Here is a 22,104-nt window from a genome sequence, read left to right as displayed (position 1 = left end):
AACGAGGTTATTTTCAGCCGGATCAAGCACATTTTTAGCGCTTAAAACCGTGCTTTTTAATGAATTTTTCTCTGTCGTGCTCAAACCCTGTACAGATAAGCTTTTCTGATCATTTTCCACACAGTTATCCTCAAACTTATCCACAGAGCAATCTATTGTTTTCATTTCATTATTTTGCTGGCCAAGGGATTTATTCACGCCTGAACCTCAGCTTTTGCACTTAAAATTTCATCTAATTTTTCAATGAATGCATCGTCTGGTTTCCAATGATGCACTCCTGCATTGCTTTGACCATCCATACCACGCAAGTATAAATAGCTCGCTCCACCCAAATGCTGACGCATATTGTAATCCTTCATCACCACTTTTAAATAGCGATGTAGAGCCACCAAGTACAATGCAGCCTGTAGCCAATAGCTAGAATGGCTCATGCTTTCACGTATATGCTGACTGTCATACTGCGCAGTAGATTCGCCTAAATAATTACTCTTATAATCGGCAATGTGATAACGCTGACCATCAAAATAAACCAAGTCAATTGAACCAGTTAGATAACGTGCAGTAAACACATCATTCAAGTCTTGAATGTTCAAATCCGCTTCTTGTAAGCTTTCAAACAATGTACGAATTTTGCGGATTCCAAGTGCCCGATCCGCCAAACTCATGTGGAAATCCATTTCTGAACGGTATTCACCATCTTGCAATTGGCTCAAACTAAAGCCGCCATGCAGCGGTGTGTGAATGATTTGTGAATACCATTCGTGCATTAGATTCACTACATTTTCAATGTCTTGCTCATCATTTCCTGTTGGCCCCAATTGCTTAATCAGTTTTTGTAGCATGTGGGGCGAATCAAACTCCACATCACTTTTAAAACGGGTCGTAATGGATTGTGCCAAACGATCGTCAGGGGTACTGAATTTGACTTTTTCCATGAGTTTATGCAGAAAGCTCCCTGGCTTTGTGCCTTTTGGAAAGTTTTTCTTAATCCATGAAATGGGTTCAGAATGCGTTGCGATTTGCATTTCAGCCTGTTCCACTTCATCTGCCGCACTCTCATCCGTCTCGGTGATTACAGCTGCAAGTTGATCTCGCTGCGCATAAACTTTATGTTCAGTTCGCGTTAACGCAGTAAAGCTGGTTTTCTCTCGTGGGTAAAAATTTCCTACAGGTATCACATCTGCCTGTAGTGCTATGGTTTCTTCTTTCAGCAGAATCATGTGATCCAAAGCAGCTTTGAGCACTTCAGCCTCACAACTTTCATGATGATTGAAGGATGTCGCGGTTAACCCACGCCAAAAAGTCAGCCCTGAACGCTCTGCCGCTTGTTGCTTTTTCTCATCTGATAAGTGTCTAAGCACCGCATAAACACGATAACTGGCGCGGGTAAGCGCCACATACCAAAGGCGATGATGTTCTGCTTCATTTCGTGCTTCATGCTGCTGTCGGTCATCTTCAGGTAAATCAGATGTTTTGACCGCAATCACGCGTTCGAGCCCAAGGCTTTTCTTATGATTTTCCTTTAAAGAAAAATTCAGACTGCTTTTTTCACTTAAACCTGCATTGGCGCCTAACAGAAATACACAACCAAATTCCAAGCCCTTTGAGGCATGAATAGTCATGAGCTGCACACCTAAATTTCCCGTCAGTTTGCGCTCTTGGGTACTTTCATTATTAATGCCTAAATTAATCTGCCGAATAAACCACTGATACAGCTTATGCGCACCGGTGTAATGCTCACTTTGCTGACTCAATAATTCGGTCAGATGCCGCAGATTCACTACAGTACGTTCATTGTCACGACTTTGACCGGCTACCAACCGTGTCCACACTTGAAATAGAGTCATGCAGCTATTCCATGCGCTACGAAAACCTTGCTCATTCCAAATCAGGCGGATCTGTTCAAGCTGCTCAATTATTCGGGTTAAACCGTCAGGTTGCTGTTCTAATTCAACCAGTGCTTTTAAATCGTAGCCCAATAAGCGACTCAGTAAGGCACGTTTCACTTTGGATTCTTGGTAAGGGTTTAAGATGGCTGTCAGCAATGCGGCAACATCTTGCGCTATTGCACTCTTATAAACGCTTTCACGAGAGGCTTTGTAGCAAGGAACGCCTAAATGTTGCAGCGCCTTTTGCACCTGTTCTAATTCAAAATGGTTTTGTCCCAATACTGCAATATCGTCCGCTTGCAGCGCCCGAGCACCGGATTTTTCCTGAAAATATAAGTGTCCCTGCTGTGCCTGATTAAGTAAGGCTTGTATTTGCCAAGCCACTTGATCTGCTTCGTTCGAATCTTCTTCAAGCTGTAACCAACGTAGAGGCTGTGGATTGACTTGTTGATGATCAATTAAGGGTGGATGTTCACGTTCACCGGCTTGGATTGGGGTGTATTCGACCTGTTCACCAAAGTCCATCTGCCGATGAAACAAGGCATCAACCACTTCCACCAAGTTTTTCACTGAGCGATGGTTTTTATTTAAGGTATAACAACATCCACCCTTGGTTTGTATGTCATGTCGTGCTTTACGATAAGTCAACATATCACCACCACGGAAACCATAAATCGCCTGCTTGGGATCTCCAACCATAATCATACAACCTTGCTGTAAGCGCGTTTTTTCCCGCCAAATACTCGACAGCATGTCATCTTGATCTTGGTTGGTATCTTGGAACTCATCCACTAAAATCAGAGGATAACGAGCCAAGACATGTGCAGCAAAGCTATCTTTCCCTGCTGCTGAAGTCTGTTGCAATGCATCCGACAAAGTCCGGATTTGCTGAGAAAATGTGGTTTCACCTGCTTGCTGAAGAACTTGTGGTAGACGCTTTTTCACTTCCTGCGCCAAATAGAAATTCAGATATTGTTCCGCTTGATTGAGATGATCAAACGCTTCAATAAAGGCACGAAGTTGCTGTACAAACACATGTTGATAAAACGTGGTTTGCACATTCGGTTGTTCCTCAACGACTTTGTCTTTAAAAGCACGATCCTTCCAAAATTTTTTGGTAGGATCAAAAAACAACTTACGAACACCTTTTACAATCGATTGCAAGGAAGTCGTTTCTGCAAGGACAGCTTGGCTTCCCTGCTGTTCAAAATGTTGCAAGAAGGTTGGTAATTCAGTATTAAATAGCGTGAAAAAAGAGCCTTTAGTAAATCGTTTCGCTTCGACATAATTTTTATATTCGCTATTAGCATCAAAACAGCCTGCTAACTCCTCTTTGGCTTTTGGCAGCAATTGCACCAATTGTTGACAGATATTTTCAAAATGCAGAAGCGTATTTTCAGGTAATTCAGGTACGCGCAAATCAACTGAAGGGAAATTTAAGCTTTCCTTCACCACACTCAAATAATAGTCTGGCCCTTTGAGCTGATTATTCAGCATCAAATACTCAATTAAATGTGCAGACTGCTGCTGTATCCAATCACGCAATAAATCGTGAATTAAACGCTCAATATGCAGGTCTTCATCATCACTAATTTGTACCTGTTCAATACGACCACTTTCAAAAGCAAACTCACGTAATAACTTTTGGCTAAAACTATCGAGCGTACCGACAAACAGCTCTTCATACTGTTGTAGTACTACATTTAAACGATGATATGCATAGTCTAAATGATGCCCATGATCTTTTAATACCTGCTGATACAATGGATCGCTAATCGTTTGCTGTAAGGTTTGTAATTCAGACGCAGAAGTGGCCAGTAGCCCATAAATAAAATCACGGGTTTCTTCTGTGCGTAAACGAACACGTGCCTTTAATTCAGCTGTAGCTTTACGGGTAAATGTCGTCGCAATCACCTGATTTGGCAGATATCGATCGAGAAAAATACGCACCATTAAGCTTGATAAGGTATAAGTTTTACCAGTCCCAGCTGAGGCTTCAATCCAATGCAGACCAGTGAAATGCATATCCGCAATCGGGTTGGTCGAAACGTTGATATTGTGCTGCGGCATATTCATTTTTTACCCTCAGGCTTAATCAGCTCTAGTTTTTTCACTCCATCCTGTTCATCATCCATGACCTGATATAGGCGTTCAGCATAGTATGTGCTGGACAATTGAAATAATTCATCCGCTGCCTGCTGCTGTAAAATAAAGCGCCAATCGCGATGGTGACAATTGGCTTCATCAGATTCTAGCTCAATACCAAAACTATGATTATTCAGCCATTTATCTTGTAATTTTTGCAGATTGTCTGGAACAACCTGTCCATTTTCATTTTCTACCCATTGGGTCTTTTCTTGACGAATCAGTGCCGCCGGCAGTATCACAGGACGTTTTTGTGCATGCCGCCACAAACCGAACCAACTTGCTAATTGCTGTTTGGCTTGTGCAGAACTCAAGCCATGACAGATGATGGTTTTATCATTACAAATCACCTCACGGACGTATTGCGCCCCATCTTCACCTAAGTCCAAATAACTTAGCCAAAGTAAATATTCCAACCACGTTTGGGTTTGGCGCTTCGGCTTGGCACTCGAGGCCATGCAACTCAACCAAAGTGTTGTATGCTGATCTTCAGGTACTTGAATACTTAAGAGTAAATTGTCCTCAATATTTAAGTTTTGCTGTGTGGTCGCAGTGATCTGACGACCATCCAAACGCTGCACTAATTGTGCTTGCTCTGCTAAGCTAATTTTCCATGTACCTGTGCGGGTATGTCCGACAGGCAGCACATCTTGGAACAACGCAATATCTGGCTCAATTCGGCCGTCTGTTTCATCATCTGTTTGTGTTGTGGTATGAAGTACTGCATTGGGCTGAACATAATGTTTTTGTAGTAGTTCACGCACATGATATTGCTGCAATTTATCGAGCAATAGAGGCTCTTGCTGCGGCAATTGATCACCCGTGTAAACACTGGCCACCCCAAGTGTTTTTAGGTACAAACGTGCAGGAAATACTACATCTTTAATCCACTCCTGCCCATCCAACACTCGTATTTCAGTATCTTCCACGACTGGATAATCACGGTTAATCCAAGGCTGACGTGGGCCAGCACTGTGCTGAATTTGCTCCGCCACCGCAAACCATTGGTCTTGAAAACGTAAACTTTTACTTGGCTGAAAACCTTTCGGATCAAACGGTTGTAAGGGATGAACGTGATAGAGCGCTTCAAGCTGCTGAGGTATCCGTAAGCCCTCTAAATCCAGCATAGCTTCATGCGGCTGATCTAATGTTTGAGGACAGATCATCTTGGCTAAAAATTGGCTAAATTCATATAAAACCGAAGACGGCTCACGGCTTTCACCATCATTGACATCGAAGCCGTTATAGAACAGCCAGAGCGACTGCCGTGCAAATAATAAGGCGTCTAGAAATGCACCCTTATCGTCTTCTAAGCGTGAACGATCACCCAAGACCGGTTTAAGCAACTCCATCAAATCAAAAGGCACTTGCTGATCACGGCGTGGAAACTTGCCACTATCCATATTCATCAAGACCACCAAGTCATACGGTACTTGGCGCACTTTACCAATATCGGCAAAAGTAACTGATCCGGTCGGTTCAGCCTGCTCAGCCGAAGCCTCTAAACTTTGCTGTATTTCTTTTAAAATCAGCATCAAAGGCAAATCAAAACTCTCTGGCAATGAACCCACTTTTTCACTTTGCGCATTATGTAGTCGCTGTGTCACTGCGCGTAATACTTTACGAATATCCTCAAAAGCACGGCCACCTGTTTCAGCAAAAGGCTTCAAATCTGCATCTAAATGTTCAAGCCACTGTTGCACTGAATGACATGGCAATGTTGTTGCCTGTGGATTTAACCACTCTCGACGTTCTGCAATATCTTGATAAATTTGGATAAGTGTCTGCACCAATTCAAAGTCGGCACTTAAAACGCCTGCAAAACTCAAGGTGCCACCAAAAACCATATGCTGCGGAATCGCCACTCCCAAAACCAAACGATCTAAGGCAAATTTAAAGGTGTAGCGATAGTCCTGATCATTTTCAGCCAAATAGGCCTGCATATGCTGTTCGTCTAAGCCACGACGGAAACCAGCATTGATCAACAATTCCATCATGCGTTCCATTTGCACATGATCAAGTTGATAATAATGCTGTACTGCATTTAAATTCAGCCAATCGTGAAAGTCTTCAGCGCTAAATCGCCCTTGGCTAATTTCAATACGCCCAACAAAAGCTTGCCACGCATTATTTACATCTTGGCTAATCACCCCAGCAATTTTCACTGGAATATATGGCAAATCTTGAGCCGTGCGTGCAATACCACGGGTCGTTGAAAACACCGTACGAATATGTGGTTCCAGCTCTTTTAAATTCGGCACCAAAATCAAAATATCGCTCGGATGACGAGGTGCTTCAGGTGTTCCTGCTGCCAACCATCGTACCAATTGGTCTCGCAACACTTCCAGTTGACGCAAACTAGAATGACAAACATGGAATTGAATGGATTGATCTTCTTGCGCTAAAGCATAGCCATGTTTTTCTGGCTCTTGCAAAGTCATAATGTCATGCTGAATCTGCCCCAGTAATGTATTGGGTTCATCTTCAGGAAAAACATCTTCCCAACCTTCACCACCTGACATATTCACCAATAAGGCAAAATTATCACGCGCACGCTTCCCTAAACGGGTTAACAGCGAATGTTGTGACTCACGTAGCTCTGCATTGGTGGTATTTAAATAGGCTTGGATTTGTTCCGTCGTCACCTTAGGGTTTCGCTCAATATAACGCTGCTGTAATTTCAAGTTATAGCGGTCTTTCCACACCGGATCGACCATATCTGCCCAATATTCACGCGATGGGTTGAAATAAAGTAAGTGAACTTCTGTGAACTCACCAAGTCGATACAGAAATTTCAACTGTGCAGGCGGTAATTCCAAGGTGGTAAAAACAAAAATTTGTGCAGGTAAGCCATTATAGGTTTGGTGACGTTCATCATCTTCATCGACAGAACCATCCCCTAAAGAGAACTCTAGTTGCTGCTGATGATGGTATTCAGCTTGGCGTAGCGCCTGCCAAAATTTGTTATCAATCTCAAACCGATCATTAAAGTCTTTTTGGAACAATGCATGCCAAAGCCAGCGTTGCCATTGCTCCAATTGAGCAGCTTGAGTCGGTAAATATTCCGCTGCTTGATCAGGCTTAAATCCAGTTAATTGCAATACATCGAGTGGCTTATTTTTTGTCCACGCACTGAGCCAATCGGTATCACAATGTGGACATACCCATGTTTCTACACCTTCATCTGGGGTATGAATACAACTGCCACGATAGGTTGCATAGTTTGTAAATAATCGTGTGACTTGCGCTGCAATCCAATACAGCATTTCCTGACGTTTACTTTTTCGTTTATTAGGATCAGATAAACTGGAGCTATTGTCATACACACGTTGCAACAACACCTGTAAATCGGCAGGTGTATTTGCGGTGTCCAGGCTATCCGATTGAATGAATTGCGCTAGGCCATGATAAATACGCCACTGCATAATCAAAGGCGGCGTGTTAATCCCTTTAATCCGCTCACGATCTTGTTTGGTCGGTAGCGCCCACTCATAGGCTTTCCACTGTAAGCCTAAAATTTTGCGGTGATGCTGGATATTGGCACTGATGCTGATTTTTTCTGAAATCTGCTGTTCTAGCCACGTGGCAATAGCTTGATCGGGGACAACAATATGGCGCTCTTGTAACACAGACAGCGCATTGGTTGATTGCTGGGTTTTGAGCTGATCAATCAGACAATCCACCAATACTTCGATGCGCTGACTTTGAATTACGTGTATTGCCATGTTTTACCTATACCGCCTACGTGACCAACTACTACAAAATAACAATGATTATTTACTATACATCTTCGACTGTCTATGCGACTTTGACAAGATAATAGATTGCAAAAAATGCTTTTAAACAAGTATCTTAATGATACTTTATGAGAAAAAATCCAATATTGCTTTAAGGGTATCTGCTTATGAAAATAGACAACATTCCAGAATCAATTGATCCCAACCTAAATCTGGAAATTATTCGTGCCGAATGCCTTGAACTCGTCAAAAAACGTGCTTACTTTTCTGCAGGCGCTGCGATTATTCCTGTGCCATTTTTAGATGTGGTGATTGACGTTGGCATCTTGTCACAGTTAATTCCAGAAATTAACAATCGCTTTGGTTTAGCACCTGAACAAATCAGTGTCTATGACCCCAAAACCAAACAAATTCACTGGAGTGAGCTACGTAAACGTGGTGTCGAGTTCTCTGGTCTCGTGGTTGCACGAACTGCCATGAAGAAATCACTCAACAATATTGCAGCGAAGTACATCACCAAACAAGTGACGAAATTTATTCCACTCGGCGGCCAGGCCATAGCAGCCACTTTGGGCTATATTGTGATGAAAAAAGTCGCTGAAACCCATGTTGAAGAAAGCTACCAACTGGCTAAACGCATTCAACAAAAATTTCCAAATCAACCGACACCCACCCCACAAAATGGCTAAGACGGATAGATCTATTTAACAATATAAACCCCGCCATGTGCGGGGTTTATATTAAGTGTACACGCTTCAACTTAATCCGCTTTTAATTGCTTTAAAATGGTTTGCAAAATTTCTAAACGAGCACTGTGTTTATCATTGGTCGAAACAATATGCCATGGCGCATATGCAGTATTGGTTCGCTCAAACATATCAGCCGCGGCCTTCAAATAATCATCCCACCGCTCGCGGTTACGCCAATCATCTGGAGTAATTTTAAAACGCTTATGTGCTGCTTCCTCACGTGCTTTAAAACGCAGCGCCTGTTCATCTTTACTAATGGCCAACCAAAACTTTATGACCACCGTTTGACTGTCAAATAAGTCCTTTTCAAAACGATTAATTTCATCATAAGCGCGTTGCCATTCCACATCGTTAGCAAAGCCTTCAATTCGCTCAACCAAAACGCGACCATACCAACTGCGGTCAAAAATAGTGATCTTTTCTTCTGGCAAAATTTTATTCCAAAAACGCCATAAATATGGTCGACGCAACTCATACTTTTCAGGTGCGGCGATAGTGTGAATTTCATATTCACGAGGGTCGAGTTTTTTCACAATGCGCTTAATTGCCCCACCTTTGCCGGCTGCATCCATGCCCTCAAATGCAATCACCACATTGCGGCTATCAAAGCGTAACGCTTCAGCAACTTTACGACTGAGCTTTTTCAGTTCTTGCTTATAGGCTGCCGCATCAGCAACTTCCGTACTGGGTTGTAATAATGCTTCAGGAATCTTCGCTTGTTTCCAACGCCCGACTGCTTTGTTCGGATGCACTGGACAATGCTTCAACGTCGTTAAAATATGCTGCGCAAATTGCTGATCACGTACCTGCTCATCTTCGCAATCAATGATTATCCAATCGTTTGTAAATCGCTGACGTAAGCGCTGTAAATTGTCATACTGTTTTTTATTACGCCAGTCTAAGCTATGCAATTTATGCCAACGCGCTTCGCTTGGGTCCATATCATCCAAACGCTTCTGCAACGATTTCCAAGACAGATCAAACCAAATCTTAATCACATCGACATTGTTATTTTTCAGGTCTTGTTCATACGCTCGCATATTTTCAACATAGTCATCAAATAGCGTTTCATCCAAGGGCTTAGAAACATGCATGGCGGTACTGAGCAAATCACTGTACCAATTGCCAAACAGCACCATAATCTGCCCTTCTGCAGGAATAAAACGTGCGTAGGACTGCCAAAAGGTTTGTTTCTGATTAAACATAACTGGCGCATCGGCTTTTACCCGCAGGTAACGTGGATCAACCCATTCACGTAGTTGTTTAACTGCTTCACCTTTACCCGCCAACTCAATTCCACTCACTAAAATCAGTACACTTTTCGCATTCGGCTGACGACTGGTATTTTTCAGTTGATACTGGGCTTCAATTAAATCAACAGAGAGTTGTTCTTCATCCATTAATTGAAATTCTGTTTCTTCTTCGCGCATGATTAACCTGTTTATTTTCGTTCTGATTTCAGTATAACCACGCCTTTAAATTTGCAACAATGCATTTCATGTCAAATTAAGTACGCCTAAACTGGCTATTTCTGCAACAAACTGACCCAGTTTGTATCGCTCTTTGATCAGTTTGTCATAGCAGGAAGCCGAAACACCTACTAAGATTCATTCATCTGAAAAAATAATTGAGACACCGAATGTCCAAACTTGCGGTACTAGATGATTTACTTGAATTGTATTACCAATTGAATTATCACAAAAAGCCAGAAATTTTAGCGCGTTTACAAGATGTGCAGCAGTGGCAAAAGCAGCGTATGCAACACACCCATGCCAAACAATTTGCAGAAAAGCACAATGTGTTAATGTCGGAATATTTTATTAATCGTTTATATGGCGGCCCCGACTTCGATGCGTTAGCACAACAGATTGCACGTCTGACCCGCTATGCACACAAAGCAGAAAAACTCATTCCTGATAACGCCATTAAAACTGGCACATCTGGTGTGCAATTGGCCATTTTAGCGGTGCAATTAGATGAGCAAGTGGCAATGCAACTGTTAGAAGATTATCCATCAAATCCCCCCTTAACAGATGAGATGATGCGCCTTACCTATTTAAAGTTAGATCAAGGAAAAGACCGTTTATTACAATTACAATTGCTTGATGATTTAGGTCGTAACCTCGATAAATATATGCGTTCATTTATGGTTTATACAGCGTTCAAAATGTGTAAAGGTGCAGCCAGCAAATACAACTTTGAAATCATGTATGACTTTATGCAAGACGGCTTCCTTGCCATGAAACCACTGAAGTCCGCAGAAAAATTTGTCCGTGAATTTACCGCGGTAGAACGTCAAATTGTTCAGCGTGTGCATGCTGGTGATCCAAACCCGTTTCGCCCTGCGGCATAAGGCAAAATGCCTGCACTTTGGCGCAGCATGGGTTATGCTAAGACGCAAAGTGCAGCAGTAGAATTCAGATTTTTTATAGGGGATTTGCAAAGCAATTACAGCAGATCCTTATTTTTTCTGTATATTATTCATAACAAATGCAATATGACTGCTGTATAAGCACAGAGAATCTGTCATCATGCTTGCAAAGCAACATTAACCCTATTTATATGTTAGGAGTGACTCTAATGTCTAACGAGAATCAAACGCCTGCCCCTACACCTGAGTCGGCACAAAATACAGACAAAGCGAGTCCATTCTTAACTGAGCCATTACCACAAGGGACAGCACAAGGTCAGCAACAATCTTTAGAACAACGCCTAACCGATACGCCTGTGACTGGTTCAGTACCTAAATACAATTTGCCACGTGGTGCTAATACCGGCAACGTCGGTGTAACAACGCACTTCGGCTATCAAACCGTAAACAGTGAAGATAAAGCACAAAAAGTAGCTGAAGTTTTCCACTCTGTTGCAAGCAAATACGACATCATGAATGACTTAATGTCATTTGGTATTCACCGTCTTTGGAAACGTTTTGCCATTAATATGTCGGGTGTTCGTCGTGGTCAACACGTGCTTGATATCGCAGGTGGTACTGGTGACTTGGCTAAAGTCTTCAGTCGTGAAGTCGGCCCAACAGGTCATGTCGTACTGTCAGATATTAATGAATCAATGTTGAATGTTGGTCGTGATCGTCTAATTGATGCTGGCTGTACCAATGTTGATTTCGTTTTGGCCAATGCTGAAACGCTAGAACCATTTGCAGACAACAGCTTTGACCTATTGACTATTTCATTTGGTCTACGCAATGTGACAGACAAAGATGCAGCGCTTGCTGCCATGTACCGCGTGCTTAAGCCAGGTGGTCGCTTATTGATTTTAGAGTTCTCAAAACCTGTGTTTGAGCCATTCTCAAAACTCTATGACATGTACTCATTCACTGCGCTACCAATTATGGGCAAGCTGATTGCAAACGATTCAGAAAGCTATAAGTACCTTGCAGAATCAATTCGTATGCATCCAGACCAACGTACCCTGAAAGGCATGATGGAAAATGCAGGCTTCCAAAACTGCGACTACCACAACTTAACAGGTGGTATCGTTGCGGTACACCGTGGTTTCAAACTTTAATACCGCAGGCTGAACTATGTGGTCGATTCTAGCACTCGGTGCAGTTGAACGATTAATTCATCATGTGATTGATTTGGATGCGATTACCCGCATCCAGCTCAATGAATTGCAAGGCAAAATGCTGCGTGTGGTGATCGACTCACCACAGCTATCAGTGGATGTATTCTTTGACCAAGAAAAAGTTCGCTTAGAACCTACACCAACAGGCCATACTGAAGCCGCATCCATCTTCGAACAGCGTCCGTTTGAACAGCAAAAGCAAATTACAGAAGCCACAGCGACGCTGCATGTCAAAACCGTGATTGAATTGTTAAAACTGCTGTTAGCTGAAGATGTTGGCAATATTCCACTGCAAGGTGATTATCACTTATTGCAAGATATTCAGCGCATCATGCAGCAAGCTGAACCGGATTTGGCTGCACATTTAAGTCCATGGATTGGCCCGAGCCTTGCTCATGAAATTGGCAAGCTGCAACTTGCACCGAAACATCTTAAACGTACTTTACAAAGCCATTTGTTCTTTGCTGAAGACGCATTAAAAGAAGATTCAGGCTTGCTTGCCCCACGCTGGCAGATGGACGACCTGAATCAAGACACCCGTATTTTGAATCAAAATTTAGACCGTGCAGAAGCTAAAATTCAGCAACTGCAAAATCAAATTGATTCCTTACAAGACAACATTTAAGACTAGGTAATTACATATATGATTCCGCACGTTTCACGTTTACTCGACCTTTGGCGCATTGCCGCGCACTATAGACTCGACACGTTGTTTCCTGCGGAAGAATTACCTGAAAAAGCCCGTCATATTCTGTCCATCATTCGCATGCACCCTGCGGCATGGTCGAGCCGTGAGCGTAAAAATCCGCTCAAACTCAAAGAGGCGATGGAAGAAATGGGCCCGCTTGCGATTAAGCTCGGACAGCTTTTATCGACCCGTCGTGATTTGATTCCACCCGAAGTCTTAAAACAGCTTGTTTTATTACAAGATCAAGTCAAACCATTTGGTAATGATGTCGCAAAAATGCGTATTCAAGAATCACTCAAGGCCGATGTAAATACCTTGTTTGCCCGCTTTGACGAACAACCGCTTGCGGCTGCATCTATTGCTCAAGTGCATACCGCAGCGCTGCATGATGGTCGTGAAGTTGTGGTCAAAGTGACTCGTCCGAATATTCGCAACCAAATTCTGCAAGATTTTGAAATTTTAGAATGGCTCGGCCAGTTCCTAGAGAAACGTTTAGAAGCAGCACGCGCATTACATTTATCTGAAATTATTCAGGACTATCGTCAAATTATTCTGAATGAATTGGATTTGACTTTAGAAGCAGACAATACCCGCCGTATGCGTCATTACTTCACGGGTTCAAGCATGATGTATGTACCTGAAGTCTATATGGACAGCCGTGATGTGATGGTTGAAGAACGCATTACCGGTGTGCCAATTTCAGATATTGCGACTTTTGACCGTTTGGGCATGGATCGTAAAGATTTGGCGGAAAAAGGGCTGACTATTTTCTTTACCCAAGTGTTCCGCGATAACTTCTTCCATGCGGATATGCATCCGGGTAACGTGTTTGTTGAAACTATTAATCCAAGTAATCCACGCTTTATTGCATTGGACTGCGCGATTATGGGCGAGCTGTCGAAGCACGACCAAATGACCGTTGCACGCATGTTGCTTGCAGTGATGAACAGCGACTTTATGCAGCTGATTCAAATTGTGCATCAAGCGGGTTGGATTCCACCGGGTACAGATCAAGATGCTTTGGCGCGTGAAATGCGCCGCACCGTCGGGCCAATGGTTTCTAAACCAATGCACGAACTGGACTTTGCCGGCATCCTGATTCAAGTGATGGATATTGCCCGTCGTTTCCATCTGGAAATTCCACCACAATTGATGTTGTTGCTCAAAACTTTGGTACATGTAGAAGGCTTGGGCACAGACCTTTACCCTGAATTAGACATTTGGAGTTTGGCTAAACCAATCTTGACGGATTGGATTAAAGCCCAAATGAATCCGCAGAAAAATCTTAAAGAACTTGGACAAAAAATTCCCGACCTGTTACTCGGTGCACAAGATTTACCAACCTTGATGATTGATAGCCTCAATGGCTTGAAAAATCAGTCGGCATGGCATGCAAAACAACTCAATGAACTACAAAGCATGCGCCTACAAGTGGAACATCAGCAAAAGCGTAGTTGGGTATTTGGCAGCATCATGGCAATTTTCCTATCGATTGCCATTATCTCGCCGTGGTATGTTTCGATTGTTTTAATTGCACTTTCAAGCGTATTAGCTGTGTGGCGTGTATTTAAATAAAATATTCTAAAATGTCTCGGAAAATCACTTAAAATAGTGATTTGAATATAGACATAAATTTGCTTCAATCTGTTTAGCGCCTTGATAAATCAAGGTGCAATACCATGACTCTAAAATTATTTAAAAACGTTTAAATACTTATTAACTTTAAAAAAATTAGAACCTTTAGAATCAAGATCGCAGGTTAACTATGTCATACAGTTATTTAGGGGTGCTGTATGGTCGAAATCCACTCAGAGCGTGCGCCACTGCATTGCTATATAGTTTTTCGACCCTGCTTGATGTATTCGTACATTTGAATATGTATCTGTCCTTGATTGCATGGCAACCTGCACTCAATACCACCATGTATCGAATGCAGCACAGTTCAGCTTTTTGGTGGATCATTCTCTTTAACCTGCTTCCCTGCTTATTCCTTGTTTTTTTGCCACAGCACAAACTCATGTCGGGGTTAAATTATTGGTTATGTGCAGGCACAGTCTTTTTTATCCTTAATCTATTTATGTGGGCAGTATTTCCGATGGCTACTTGGGTGATTGTCTGCTTGAGCCTGTTTCAACTCCATCGACATAACGAACTTTTATTACAACAGCGCTATTAAACACATCTACATGACTGATAAGTCATGAGTGGTAAGTTTCAGCCATTGGGCCAATTTTAAAAGCGACTAAAATAACTGTACGACTGTATTTTTAGTTTACTGCCATGACCCAAATTTTGCATAAAAGACCACCTTCGCTGAATATCCGTGCTGGCCACTTAGCACGTCAGTTGGTTGAACAAGAAGGCTTACAAGCATCACACATAGATATTATTCCTGGTGCAGCGGGTGGCCCAAAAGGTATTGGCATTCAAGGCTTAGATCAGGCGATATTTGCTGACTTTTTACCACGTGCAGCACAGAAGCGTACTTTAATTGGTTCATCTATTGGCAGTTGGCGTTTTGCCAGTATTGCGGCATGGGGCGCAACTGAAGGCACAAAGCGCTTGTCTGAGCTCTATACCCACCTACACTTTCATAAAAAAATGAGTCGTCAAGAAGTGAGTGATATTTGCCGTGGTATGTTGATTGATCTCATTCAAGGCAAAGAAGGCGAGTTGGTCAATCATCCTGACTATCATCTCACCGTCATTTCTGTCAAAGCTCAACATATCTTCCAAAGTGATAAAGCTTTGCCTTTACTGGCCTCGGTTGCAGGGATTGTCGGTACGACTGCCGTAGCCCGTAAGCACAGTCGTCACTTTATGCAACGTGTAATTAGCCAACCACAATCAGGTCCACAATTTAAAATTGATGATGATGGCTTTACTACACACTATCACTCGCTTACACCAGACAGTGTCACGCCTTGGCTGATGGCTTCAGCATCCATTCCAGGTGTCATGGCCGCAATTCGTGACATTCCAGATGCTCCACAAGGCTGTTATAGAGATGGTGGCTTAATTGATTACCACATAGATTTACCCTTCCAAAGCCAAGGCATAGTGTTGTATCCACATTTTACTGACAGCATTACACCGGGCTGGTTTGATAAATTATTTAAACGTCAGGCTAATCCTGACAATCAAGCACGTACCCTTTTACTCTCTCCATCACAGGAATATCTTGCAAGCTTACCATTAGGTCGTTTACCTGACCGTAAAGACTTTACCCTCAAAGGTTTAGACAACCAGCAACGTATTCAGATGTGGAATCAATGTGTTGCTGAAAGTCAGCGTATGGGCGATGAATTTTTAGAAATGGTTGAAAAGCAGAATTTCCCTGCGTTTATGCAAGCACTTTAAGCGTTACAGTATTCTGTACAAATGGGCGTTATAATACCGTTAGATTATTTAGGTCAGTATGTTAGTTAAGATTTATGCGGATATTTTTAATTGTTTTGCAGTATGCCTGCGTCGCTTTTGCACTCTTCCTTGGCTATCAAGTTTCTACAGCTCTCATCAGTGGTCAATACGATTTAATGGAAGTCGTTGCCGATGTAGGTACAATTCTAATTTGTATTGATTTAGCGGTGTTTCTCTTCACTTCTAATGCGAAACAAGGCATTAGTATTGAAGATTATGCGAAACAACTAGAGCAAACCCCTTCTAAATTGGTTTATGTTACCCGTAAGATGGGGCATTTCGGTATTTTACTGATTATTACCAGTTGGATTGTTCCGATGATTCGGTAGGTCTCAATGATTCAATAAAAAGTCATTTAGATGAAGCCTCTGAATGTATGTTTTTGAAGTCATAGTTAACCGTTTATAATAAATTTAAAAAAATTAGATTTAAAAAAATAATGACCTAAAGCTTTGTAACCGCGTTATGGCGAGAACAATATTGTCGGACAATCCAATTTTTAGAAAGGTAATATTTATAGACTTATTGTGTGATTTTTATACTTTATTGCTAATCTTAAGATTAGACTCATATATCATTGCTATGGCACTTATATAAAAAAACCTCCCATTAGGGAGGTTTTTTTAGAACTTAAAGATTACTTCGAACCTTTAATCCCTGCTTGTAATAACAATGCACCCAAACCACCAATTTTGTTTTCTTGTGGTTTAGCCGCTTGATGTTTCTTGCCTTGTGGGCGGTCGCCTTGAGGACGAGACTGCTGTGGACGTTTCGCATGTGGCTTACGCTCACCGCGTTGCTCTTGCTGTGCATTATCACGACGTGGTTGACGTTGTGGTTTTGCCGCAACAGCGCCTTCAGCACGCATCGACAAGTTCACACGGTTACGTTCAACATCAACGTTTAACACTCGAACTTGTACAATTTGACCTGGTTTCACCACTTTATGTGGATCTGCCACAAATTCATTTGCAAGCTCTGAAATATGAACTAAACCGTCTTGGTGAACACCTACATCAACAAATGCACCGAAGTTGGTTACATTAGTAACCACACCTTCAAGCTGTAAACCTTCCGTCAATTGACCAACTTCAGTAATGTCTTCACGGAATTTAGCCGTGCGGAACTCTGGACGTGGGTCACGGCCTGGTTTTTCAAGTTCAGATAAAACGTCTTGAATTGTCGGTAGACCAAATTGGTCATTCACAAATTCTTCGGCGTTTACTTGGCGAATAATTTCAGTATTACCAATAATATCTTTGACTGTGGTTGCTTTCGCTGCCACAATTTTTTCTACTAAACCATAAGATTCAGGGTGAACAGCAGAAGCATCAAGTGGCTCAGAACCATCTTGAATACGCAAGAAGCCTGCTGCTTGTTCAAAGGTCCGCTCGCCTAAACGAGGAACTTTTTTCAAACTTTGGCGGTTGTCAAAACGACCATTTTCTTTACGGAAATCCACAATTTGCTGTGCAATTGATTTATTCAAACCCGCGATATAACCCAAGATTGCAGATGATGCTGTGTTCACATCTACACCAACTGAGTTCACGCAGTCTTCAACTACTGCTTCTAGTGTTTTTGCTAAACCTGTTTGGTTCACGTCATGTTGGTATTGACCTACACCAATCGATTTCGGATCAATTTTCACAAGCTCCGCCAATGGGTCTTGTAAACGACGAGCAATCGACACTGCACCACGAATCGAAACATCGAGCTCTGGCAATTCTTGAGAAGCCAATTCAGATGCTGAATAAACCGATGCACCTGCTTCAGAGACAGACACACGAATCAAATTCAAATCCGTATTCGCAGCCATCATTTCAGCCACAACCGCTTCAGTTTCACGGCTTGCAGTCCCATTACCAATCGCAATTAATTCAACATTGAATTCGCGGCAAAGGCGCGCAAGCTCTGCAATTGAACCAGCTTTATCTTCTTTCGGGGCAAATGGGTAAATAGTGCTGTGTGCAAGTACATCACCTGATGCATTCACAACGGCCAATTTCACACCCGTACGGATACCAGGGTCAACACCCAGAGTGGTACGCGCGCCTGCTGGTGCAGAAAGTAATAAATGACGTAGGTTTTCAGCAAATACATCCATCGCTTCAGCTTCGGCAGCCAAACGATTTTCAGTCAATAATGAATGCTCAATAGCAGGACGTACTTTGCCCAACCAGAACAGTTTTGCTGTTTGTTTTAAGAAATCTGCGCGTGCTTGAGGCTGTGCAGTTTCAACATTGTATTCAGTTTCAATACGTGCCAATGGTGCATCATCTTCACCATCGACTTTTAAGCCTAGGACATTTTCTTGACGGCCACGTAGCATCGCCAATAAACGATGTGACGGCACTTTATTTAAGCTTTCAGAAAAATCGAAGTAATCACGGAATTTTTTACCAACTTCTTTTTTCTCATCACTTGCCACTAAACTTTTTAACATTGCTGTTTTTGCAAATGTTGCTTTGAGTTCAGTGGTTAATGGAATATTTTGCGCCCATTCATCAATTAAAATGTGTTGAATCGCATCAAGTTGACTTTCAACATCTGCATAATCTTCATGGCTAAAGCCTGCCAAAGCTTCCGTAGGATCGATCGCTTCATTAAAGATTTTTTCAGCGATTGAGCCTAAACCCGCTTCTTTTGCTTTAAATGATTTACTGGTACGTTTTGGACGATACGGTGCGTAAATTTCTTCTAATGCATTTTTAGTTTCTGCTGCATTTACTCGTGCAAGTAAGTCATCAGATAACTTGTTTTGTTCTTTTAGAGACTCAATCACTTTCTCACGACGATCGAATAAATCACGCAGGTAGGCAAGACGTGTATCAAGCTGACGTAATTGAGTATCGTCCAAGCCTTGCGTCACTTCTTTACGGTAACGAGCGATAAATGGAACACTGGCACCCTCATCAATAAGCTTGATGGCAGCTTCAATTTGATTTGGACGTACGGCAATTTCTTTTGCCAACTGCTGAACTAAGTCAGTCATCGTATTAGATCCCTGCAAGGATAAGTTCTAAAAGCCATGATTATAAAGACCAAGACCATAAAATCCACAATTGTTTTTATAAATTTATGCGTGGTTTTTATTGCCAATCCATAGCAATGACACATTTTTTTACTAAACTGACTATGAAACAGCAAATTAGCGAATCCAGCGTACAGAACTTAAACCGCTTAACATGTATACATTTGGTATCTATGTCTTGATTTTAACTGCAATATTTGTTGCTTTAGAGCATAGTAAATTTATATAAATGAATCGTATACTCAAGTGAAATCTACTTTTTGTTTACGATGACAATAAAGGAGCACGTCATGAGTTTAGTTGTACCTGCTGAAAAAACAGATGCCGTACATGCCGAAACCGACCGAGTTGAACGCATTTTGGTTGTCGATGACGACGTTCGTCTGCGCACGCTCTTACAACGCTTCTTAGAAGATAAAGGGTTTGTGGTTAAAACCGCACATGATGCGACTCAAATGGATCGTCTGTTACAGCGCGAACTTTTCTCTTTGATTGTGCTTGACTTCATGTTACCCGTTGAAGATGGCTTAAGTATCTGTCGTCGCTTACGTCAATCAAATATTGATACACCTATCATTATGTTGACTGCACGTGGCAGTGACTCAGACCGTATTGCCGGTTTAGAAGCTGGCGCAGATGACTATCTACCTAAACCATTTAACCCAAATGAACTTTTAGCACGTATTCGTGCGGTATTACGTCGTCAAGTACGTGAAGTTCCTGGTGCACCAAGCCAGCAAATGGAAGTGGTTTCATTCGGTCCATGGTCACTGGATTTGTCTACCCGCACATTAACACGTGAAGGCCAAGTGGTAACGTTAACGACCGGTGAATTTGCGGTTCTTAAAGCTCTCGTTCAACACCCACGTGAACCACTCACTCGTGACAAACTGATGAATCTTGCACGTGGTCGTGAATGGGGTGCAATGGAGCGTTCAATTGACGTTCAAGTCTCTCGCCTACGCCGCTTGGTGGAAGAGAACCCTGCCCGTGCTCGTTATATCCAAACCGTATGGGGTGTAGGTTATGTATTTGTTCCAGATGGTGCGGAATAAGATTAAACAAAGATAAATGTCGCTAACACGACGGAGTCTTTTCATTAAACCTAATAGATATGCAATAACCTGTGGTTCGCCTTACTTTTGTTTCGGCAAAAGTAAGCAAAACCATTGTCATCCGCAAAACTCGTCCATTTTCTGCACATAGATAAAATCATCGCAGAAACTTTATATATTAAACACCTCCTGCCTCAAACAGTTGCGGATGACCTGAGCGCGTATCGGACATGGTTTATTGTTCTAACACTTTAAATTTTGCTCTAGGATAATGCGTGAAACTAGAACCAATCGACCCACAGGAATTTACCGACTACGTTGCCTACTCCGAAAAAAAACGGACACATTGGGAACGCTTCCTCGATAAAATTAAACCTCGTTCGGCAGCCATGCGCACCACCGTATTGGTCTTGTTTGTGGTGTTTTTTAGCCTGTTCATGTCTTTATGGTTCTTCTGGCGTACACTTTACCTCCCTGAAATTCAACAACATGCACGCTATTTAGCAGTTGAATTGGAAATCATTAACAACCCCGATCTACGTATTTTTCACAATAATGCCGAAGTTGATGTCGATGACTGGATGCGTAATCGTGTTGGCATTGAATATGTCACCGATCCTAAAGAGTTTCCGAACGTTAAAGACAAAGTTATTGCTGAATTCTTTACCAATCAAATTGAGAAAAAATTAGCCAAGGAAATGCGTATTGACAATGCCACCGTGTATTTCCAATTTAAGCCCGACCCACGCATTTGGATTCAAACTCCCGAAATGAACGGGAACTGGGTCCGTGAACCATTAAAAACCTATGCGAACTATAGTGCTGAACTAATTCTCGGATGGTTACTTGGAATTCCGCTGATTGCTGCCGCGATTATTTTAACTTTAGTGCGTCAGCTCAACCGTCCACTCAAACGCTTACAAGATGCCGCGAATAGCTATAGTAAGCATGGCACTGCACCATATTTAGAAACCAACCATGGCCCACAGGAAATTCGTGAAGTTAACCAAGCCTTTAATCACATGGTGTATACCTTAGAGCAGACAGAACGCGACCGCCGCATTATGTTGGCCGGCATTTCTCATGACCTACGCACCCCACTGACACGCATTCGACTCAGCGCAGAAATGATGCCCGATGATGACTTCTTAAAAGAAGGGCTGATTTATGATGTTGAAGATATGGATGCCATTTTGAATCAATTTATTTCATATATGCGTGATGGTTCAGATGAAACGCCTCAAGATACCGACTTGAATGCCGTACTACAGGAATTAGTCATTCAATTTAAACCATTGGATATTCGTTTTGAGCCACAGGATTTACCAATTATTCAGGCACGAACCCTGTCTTTAAAACGTTTAATTGGTAATCTCATTAATAACTCGAAGCGTTATGGTGCCGAACCGATTGAACTATCAACCGAATATGAAGGCGATCATATTAAAATTCGTGTTGCTGATCATGGTGAAGGGATTCCTGAAGATCAAATTGAAGATTTAATGCAACCTTTTGTGCGTGGAAATGATGCTCGAACCATCCAAGGAAGTGGTCTAGGTTTAGCCATTGTAAAACGAATTGTAGACATCCATTGTGGTGAACTTTCAATTCACAATCGTGCCGAAGGTGGACTAGAAGCGATCATTTCCTTACCAATCAATAAATTAGAAAATGATGAAATTTTAAACAACAGTCCATTAGAAAAAATCAAACAAACTTTGACTGAACGCTTTTAACAAGCGTTCAAAAAAAAGACAAACGATTTTGTTTAACGATTAACCGTTGTATTTTTTTACTTTAAT

General features: G+C 42.1%; 14 protein-coding genes. 10 read left to right on the top strand and 4 right to left on the bottom strand.

The window, feature by feature from the left end; translation table 11 throughout:
* Positions 1–194 precede the first annotated feature (194 nt).
* Both FTV09_RS00635 and FTV09_RS00630 read right to left on the bottom strand, forming a co-directional pair.
* Positions 195–3,965: a UvrD-helicase domain-containing protein gene (locus FTV09_RS00635; protein WP_257222750.1), complete on the bottom strand. Its 3,771-nt coding sequence runs from the start codon at positions 3,963–3,965 to the stop codon at positions 195–197.
* Complete coding sequence (locus FTV09_RS00630) at positions 3,962–7,759, bottom strand: exodeoxyribonuclease V subunit gamma (RefSeq protein WP_180056257.1); 3,798 nt, start codon at positions 7,757–7,759, stop codon at positions 3,962–3,964. The genes FTV09_RS00635 and FTV09_RS00630 overlap by 4 nt, the downstream gene beginning before the upstream one ends.
* Before the next feature lie 179 nt (positions 7,760–7,938).
* Between FTV09_RS00630 and FTV09_RS00625 the strand changes: the two genes are divergently transcribed.
* Positions 7,939–8,460 carry a hypothetical protein gene (locus FTV09_RS00625; RefSeq protein ID WP_180056256.1) on the top strand — a complete coding sequence of 174 codons (522 nt, stop codon included), beginning with the start codon at positions 7,939–7,941 and terminating at the stop codon, positions 8,458–8,460.
* Between the two features lie 71 nt (positions 8,461–8,531).
* Here FTV09_RS00625 and FTV09_RS00620 read toward each other — a convergent pair whose 3' ends face one another.
* Entirely contained in the window at positions 8,532–9,950 is a 1,419-nt protein-coding gene (locus FTV09_RS00620; RefSeq protein ID WP_067761260.1) for a phosphate--AMP phosphotransferase, read from the bottom strand.
* A 209-nt stretch (positions 9,951–10,159) separates the two neighbouring features.
* Here FTV09_RS00620 and FTV09_RS00615 point away from each other — a divergent pair, with 209 nt between their 5' ends.
* The 7 genes from FTV09_RS00615 (at position 10,160) to FTV09_RS00585 (ending at position 16,542) form a co-directional block, all read left to right on the top strand.
* Positions 10,160–10,873, top strand: coding sequence for a hypothetical protein (locus tag FTV09_RS00615; protein ID WP_067761263.1), 714 nt, complete (start codon positions 10,160–10,162; stop codon positions 10,871–10,873).
* A 227-nt stretch (positions 10,874–11,100) separates the two neighbouring features.
* Positions 11,101–12,045: a bifunctional demethylmenaquinone methyltransferase/2-methoxy-6-polyprenyl-1,4-benzoquinol methylase UbiE gene (ubiE, locus tag FTV09_RS00610; RefSeq protein ID WP_180056255.1), complete on the top strand. Its 945-nt coding sequence runs from the start codon at positions 11,101–11,103 to the stop codon at positions 12,043–12,045.
* A gap of 16 nt (positions 12,046–12,061) precedes the next feature.
* The gene (locus FTV09_RS00605; protein ID WP_067761269.1) at positions 12,062–12,730 is read left to right on the top strand and encodes an SCP2 domain-containing protein; all 669 of its coding nucleotides are present in this window, start codon (positions 12,062–12,064) and stop codon (positions 12,728–12,730) included.
* Positions 12,731–12,748: 18 nt separating this feature from the next.
* Positions 12,749–14,368 carry an AarF/ABC1/UbiB kinase family protein gene (locus FTV09_RS00600; protein ID WP_180056254.1) on the top strand — a complete coding sequence of 540 codons (1,620 nt, stop codon included), beginning with the start codon at positions 12,749–12,751 and terminating at the stop codon, positions 14,366–14,368.
* Between the two features lie 190 nt (positions 14,369–14,558).
* Positions 14,559–14,969, top strand: a complete 411-nt coding sequence (locus tag FTV09_RS00595) for a hypothetical protein (RefSeq protein WP_180056253.1) — start codon at positions 14,559–14,561, stop codon at positions 14,967–14,969.
* Positions 14,970–15,073: 104 nt separating this feature from the next.
* Positions 15,074–16,153 carry a patatin-like phospholipase family protein gene (locus FTV09_RS00590; RefSeq protein WP_180056252.1) on the top strand — a complete coding sequence of 360 codons (1,080 nt, stop codon included), beginning with the start codon at positions 15,074–15,076 and terminating at the stop codon, positions 16,151–16,153.
* A 74-nt stretch (positions 16,154–16,227) separates the two neighbouring features.
* A complete protein-coding gene (locus FTV09_RS00585; RefSeq protein WP_067761284.1) occupies positions 16,228–16,542 on the top strand; it encodes a hypothetical protein in 315 nt (104 codons plus the stop codon).
* 308 nt (positions 16,543–16,850) lie between these two features.
* Here FTV09_RS00585 and FTV09_RS00580 read toward each other — a convergent pair whose 3' ends face one another.
* Positions 16,851–19,208 (bottom strand): Tex family protein, encoded by a 2,358-nt coding sequence (locus FTV09_RS00580; protein WP_180056251.1) that lies wholly within the window; start codon positions 19,206–19,208, stop codon positions 16,851–16,853.
* A gap of 329 nt (positions 19,209–19,537) precedes the next feature.
* Between FTV09_RS00580 and ompR the strand changes: the two genes are divergently transcribed.
* Entirely contained in the window at positions 19,538–20,302 is a 765-nt protein-coding gene (gene ompR, locus FTV09_RS00575) for a two-component system response regulator OmpR (RefSeq protein ID WP_067761296.1), read from the top strand.
* A 275-nt stretch (positions 20,303–20,577) separates the two neighbouring features.
* The gene (locus FTV09_RS00570) at positions 20,578–22,038 is read left to right on the top strand and encodes an ATP-binding protein (RefSeq protein WP_180056250.1); all 1,461 of its coding nucleotides are present in this window, start codon (positions 20,578–20,580) and stop codon (positions 22,036–22,038) included.
* Positions 22,039–22,104 lie beyond the last annotated feature (66 nt).

This window comes from Acinetobacter sp. YH12227 (genome assembly GCF_013417785.1).
Taxonomy (GTDB): Bacteria; Pseudomonadota; Gammaproteobacteria; order Pseudomonadales; family Moraxellaceae; genus Acinetobacter; species Acinetobacter gandensis.
The sequence above is the reverse complement of the archived record's forward strand: the minus strand, read 5'-3'. Positions and strand labels throughout refer to the sequence as shown.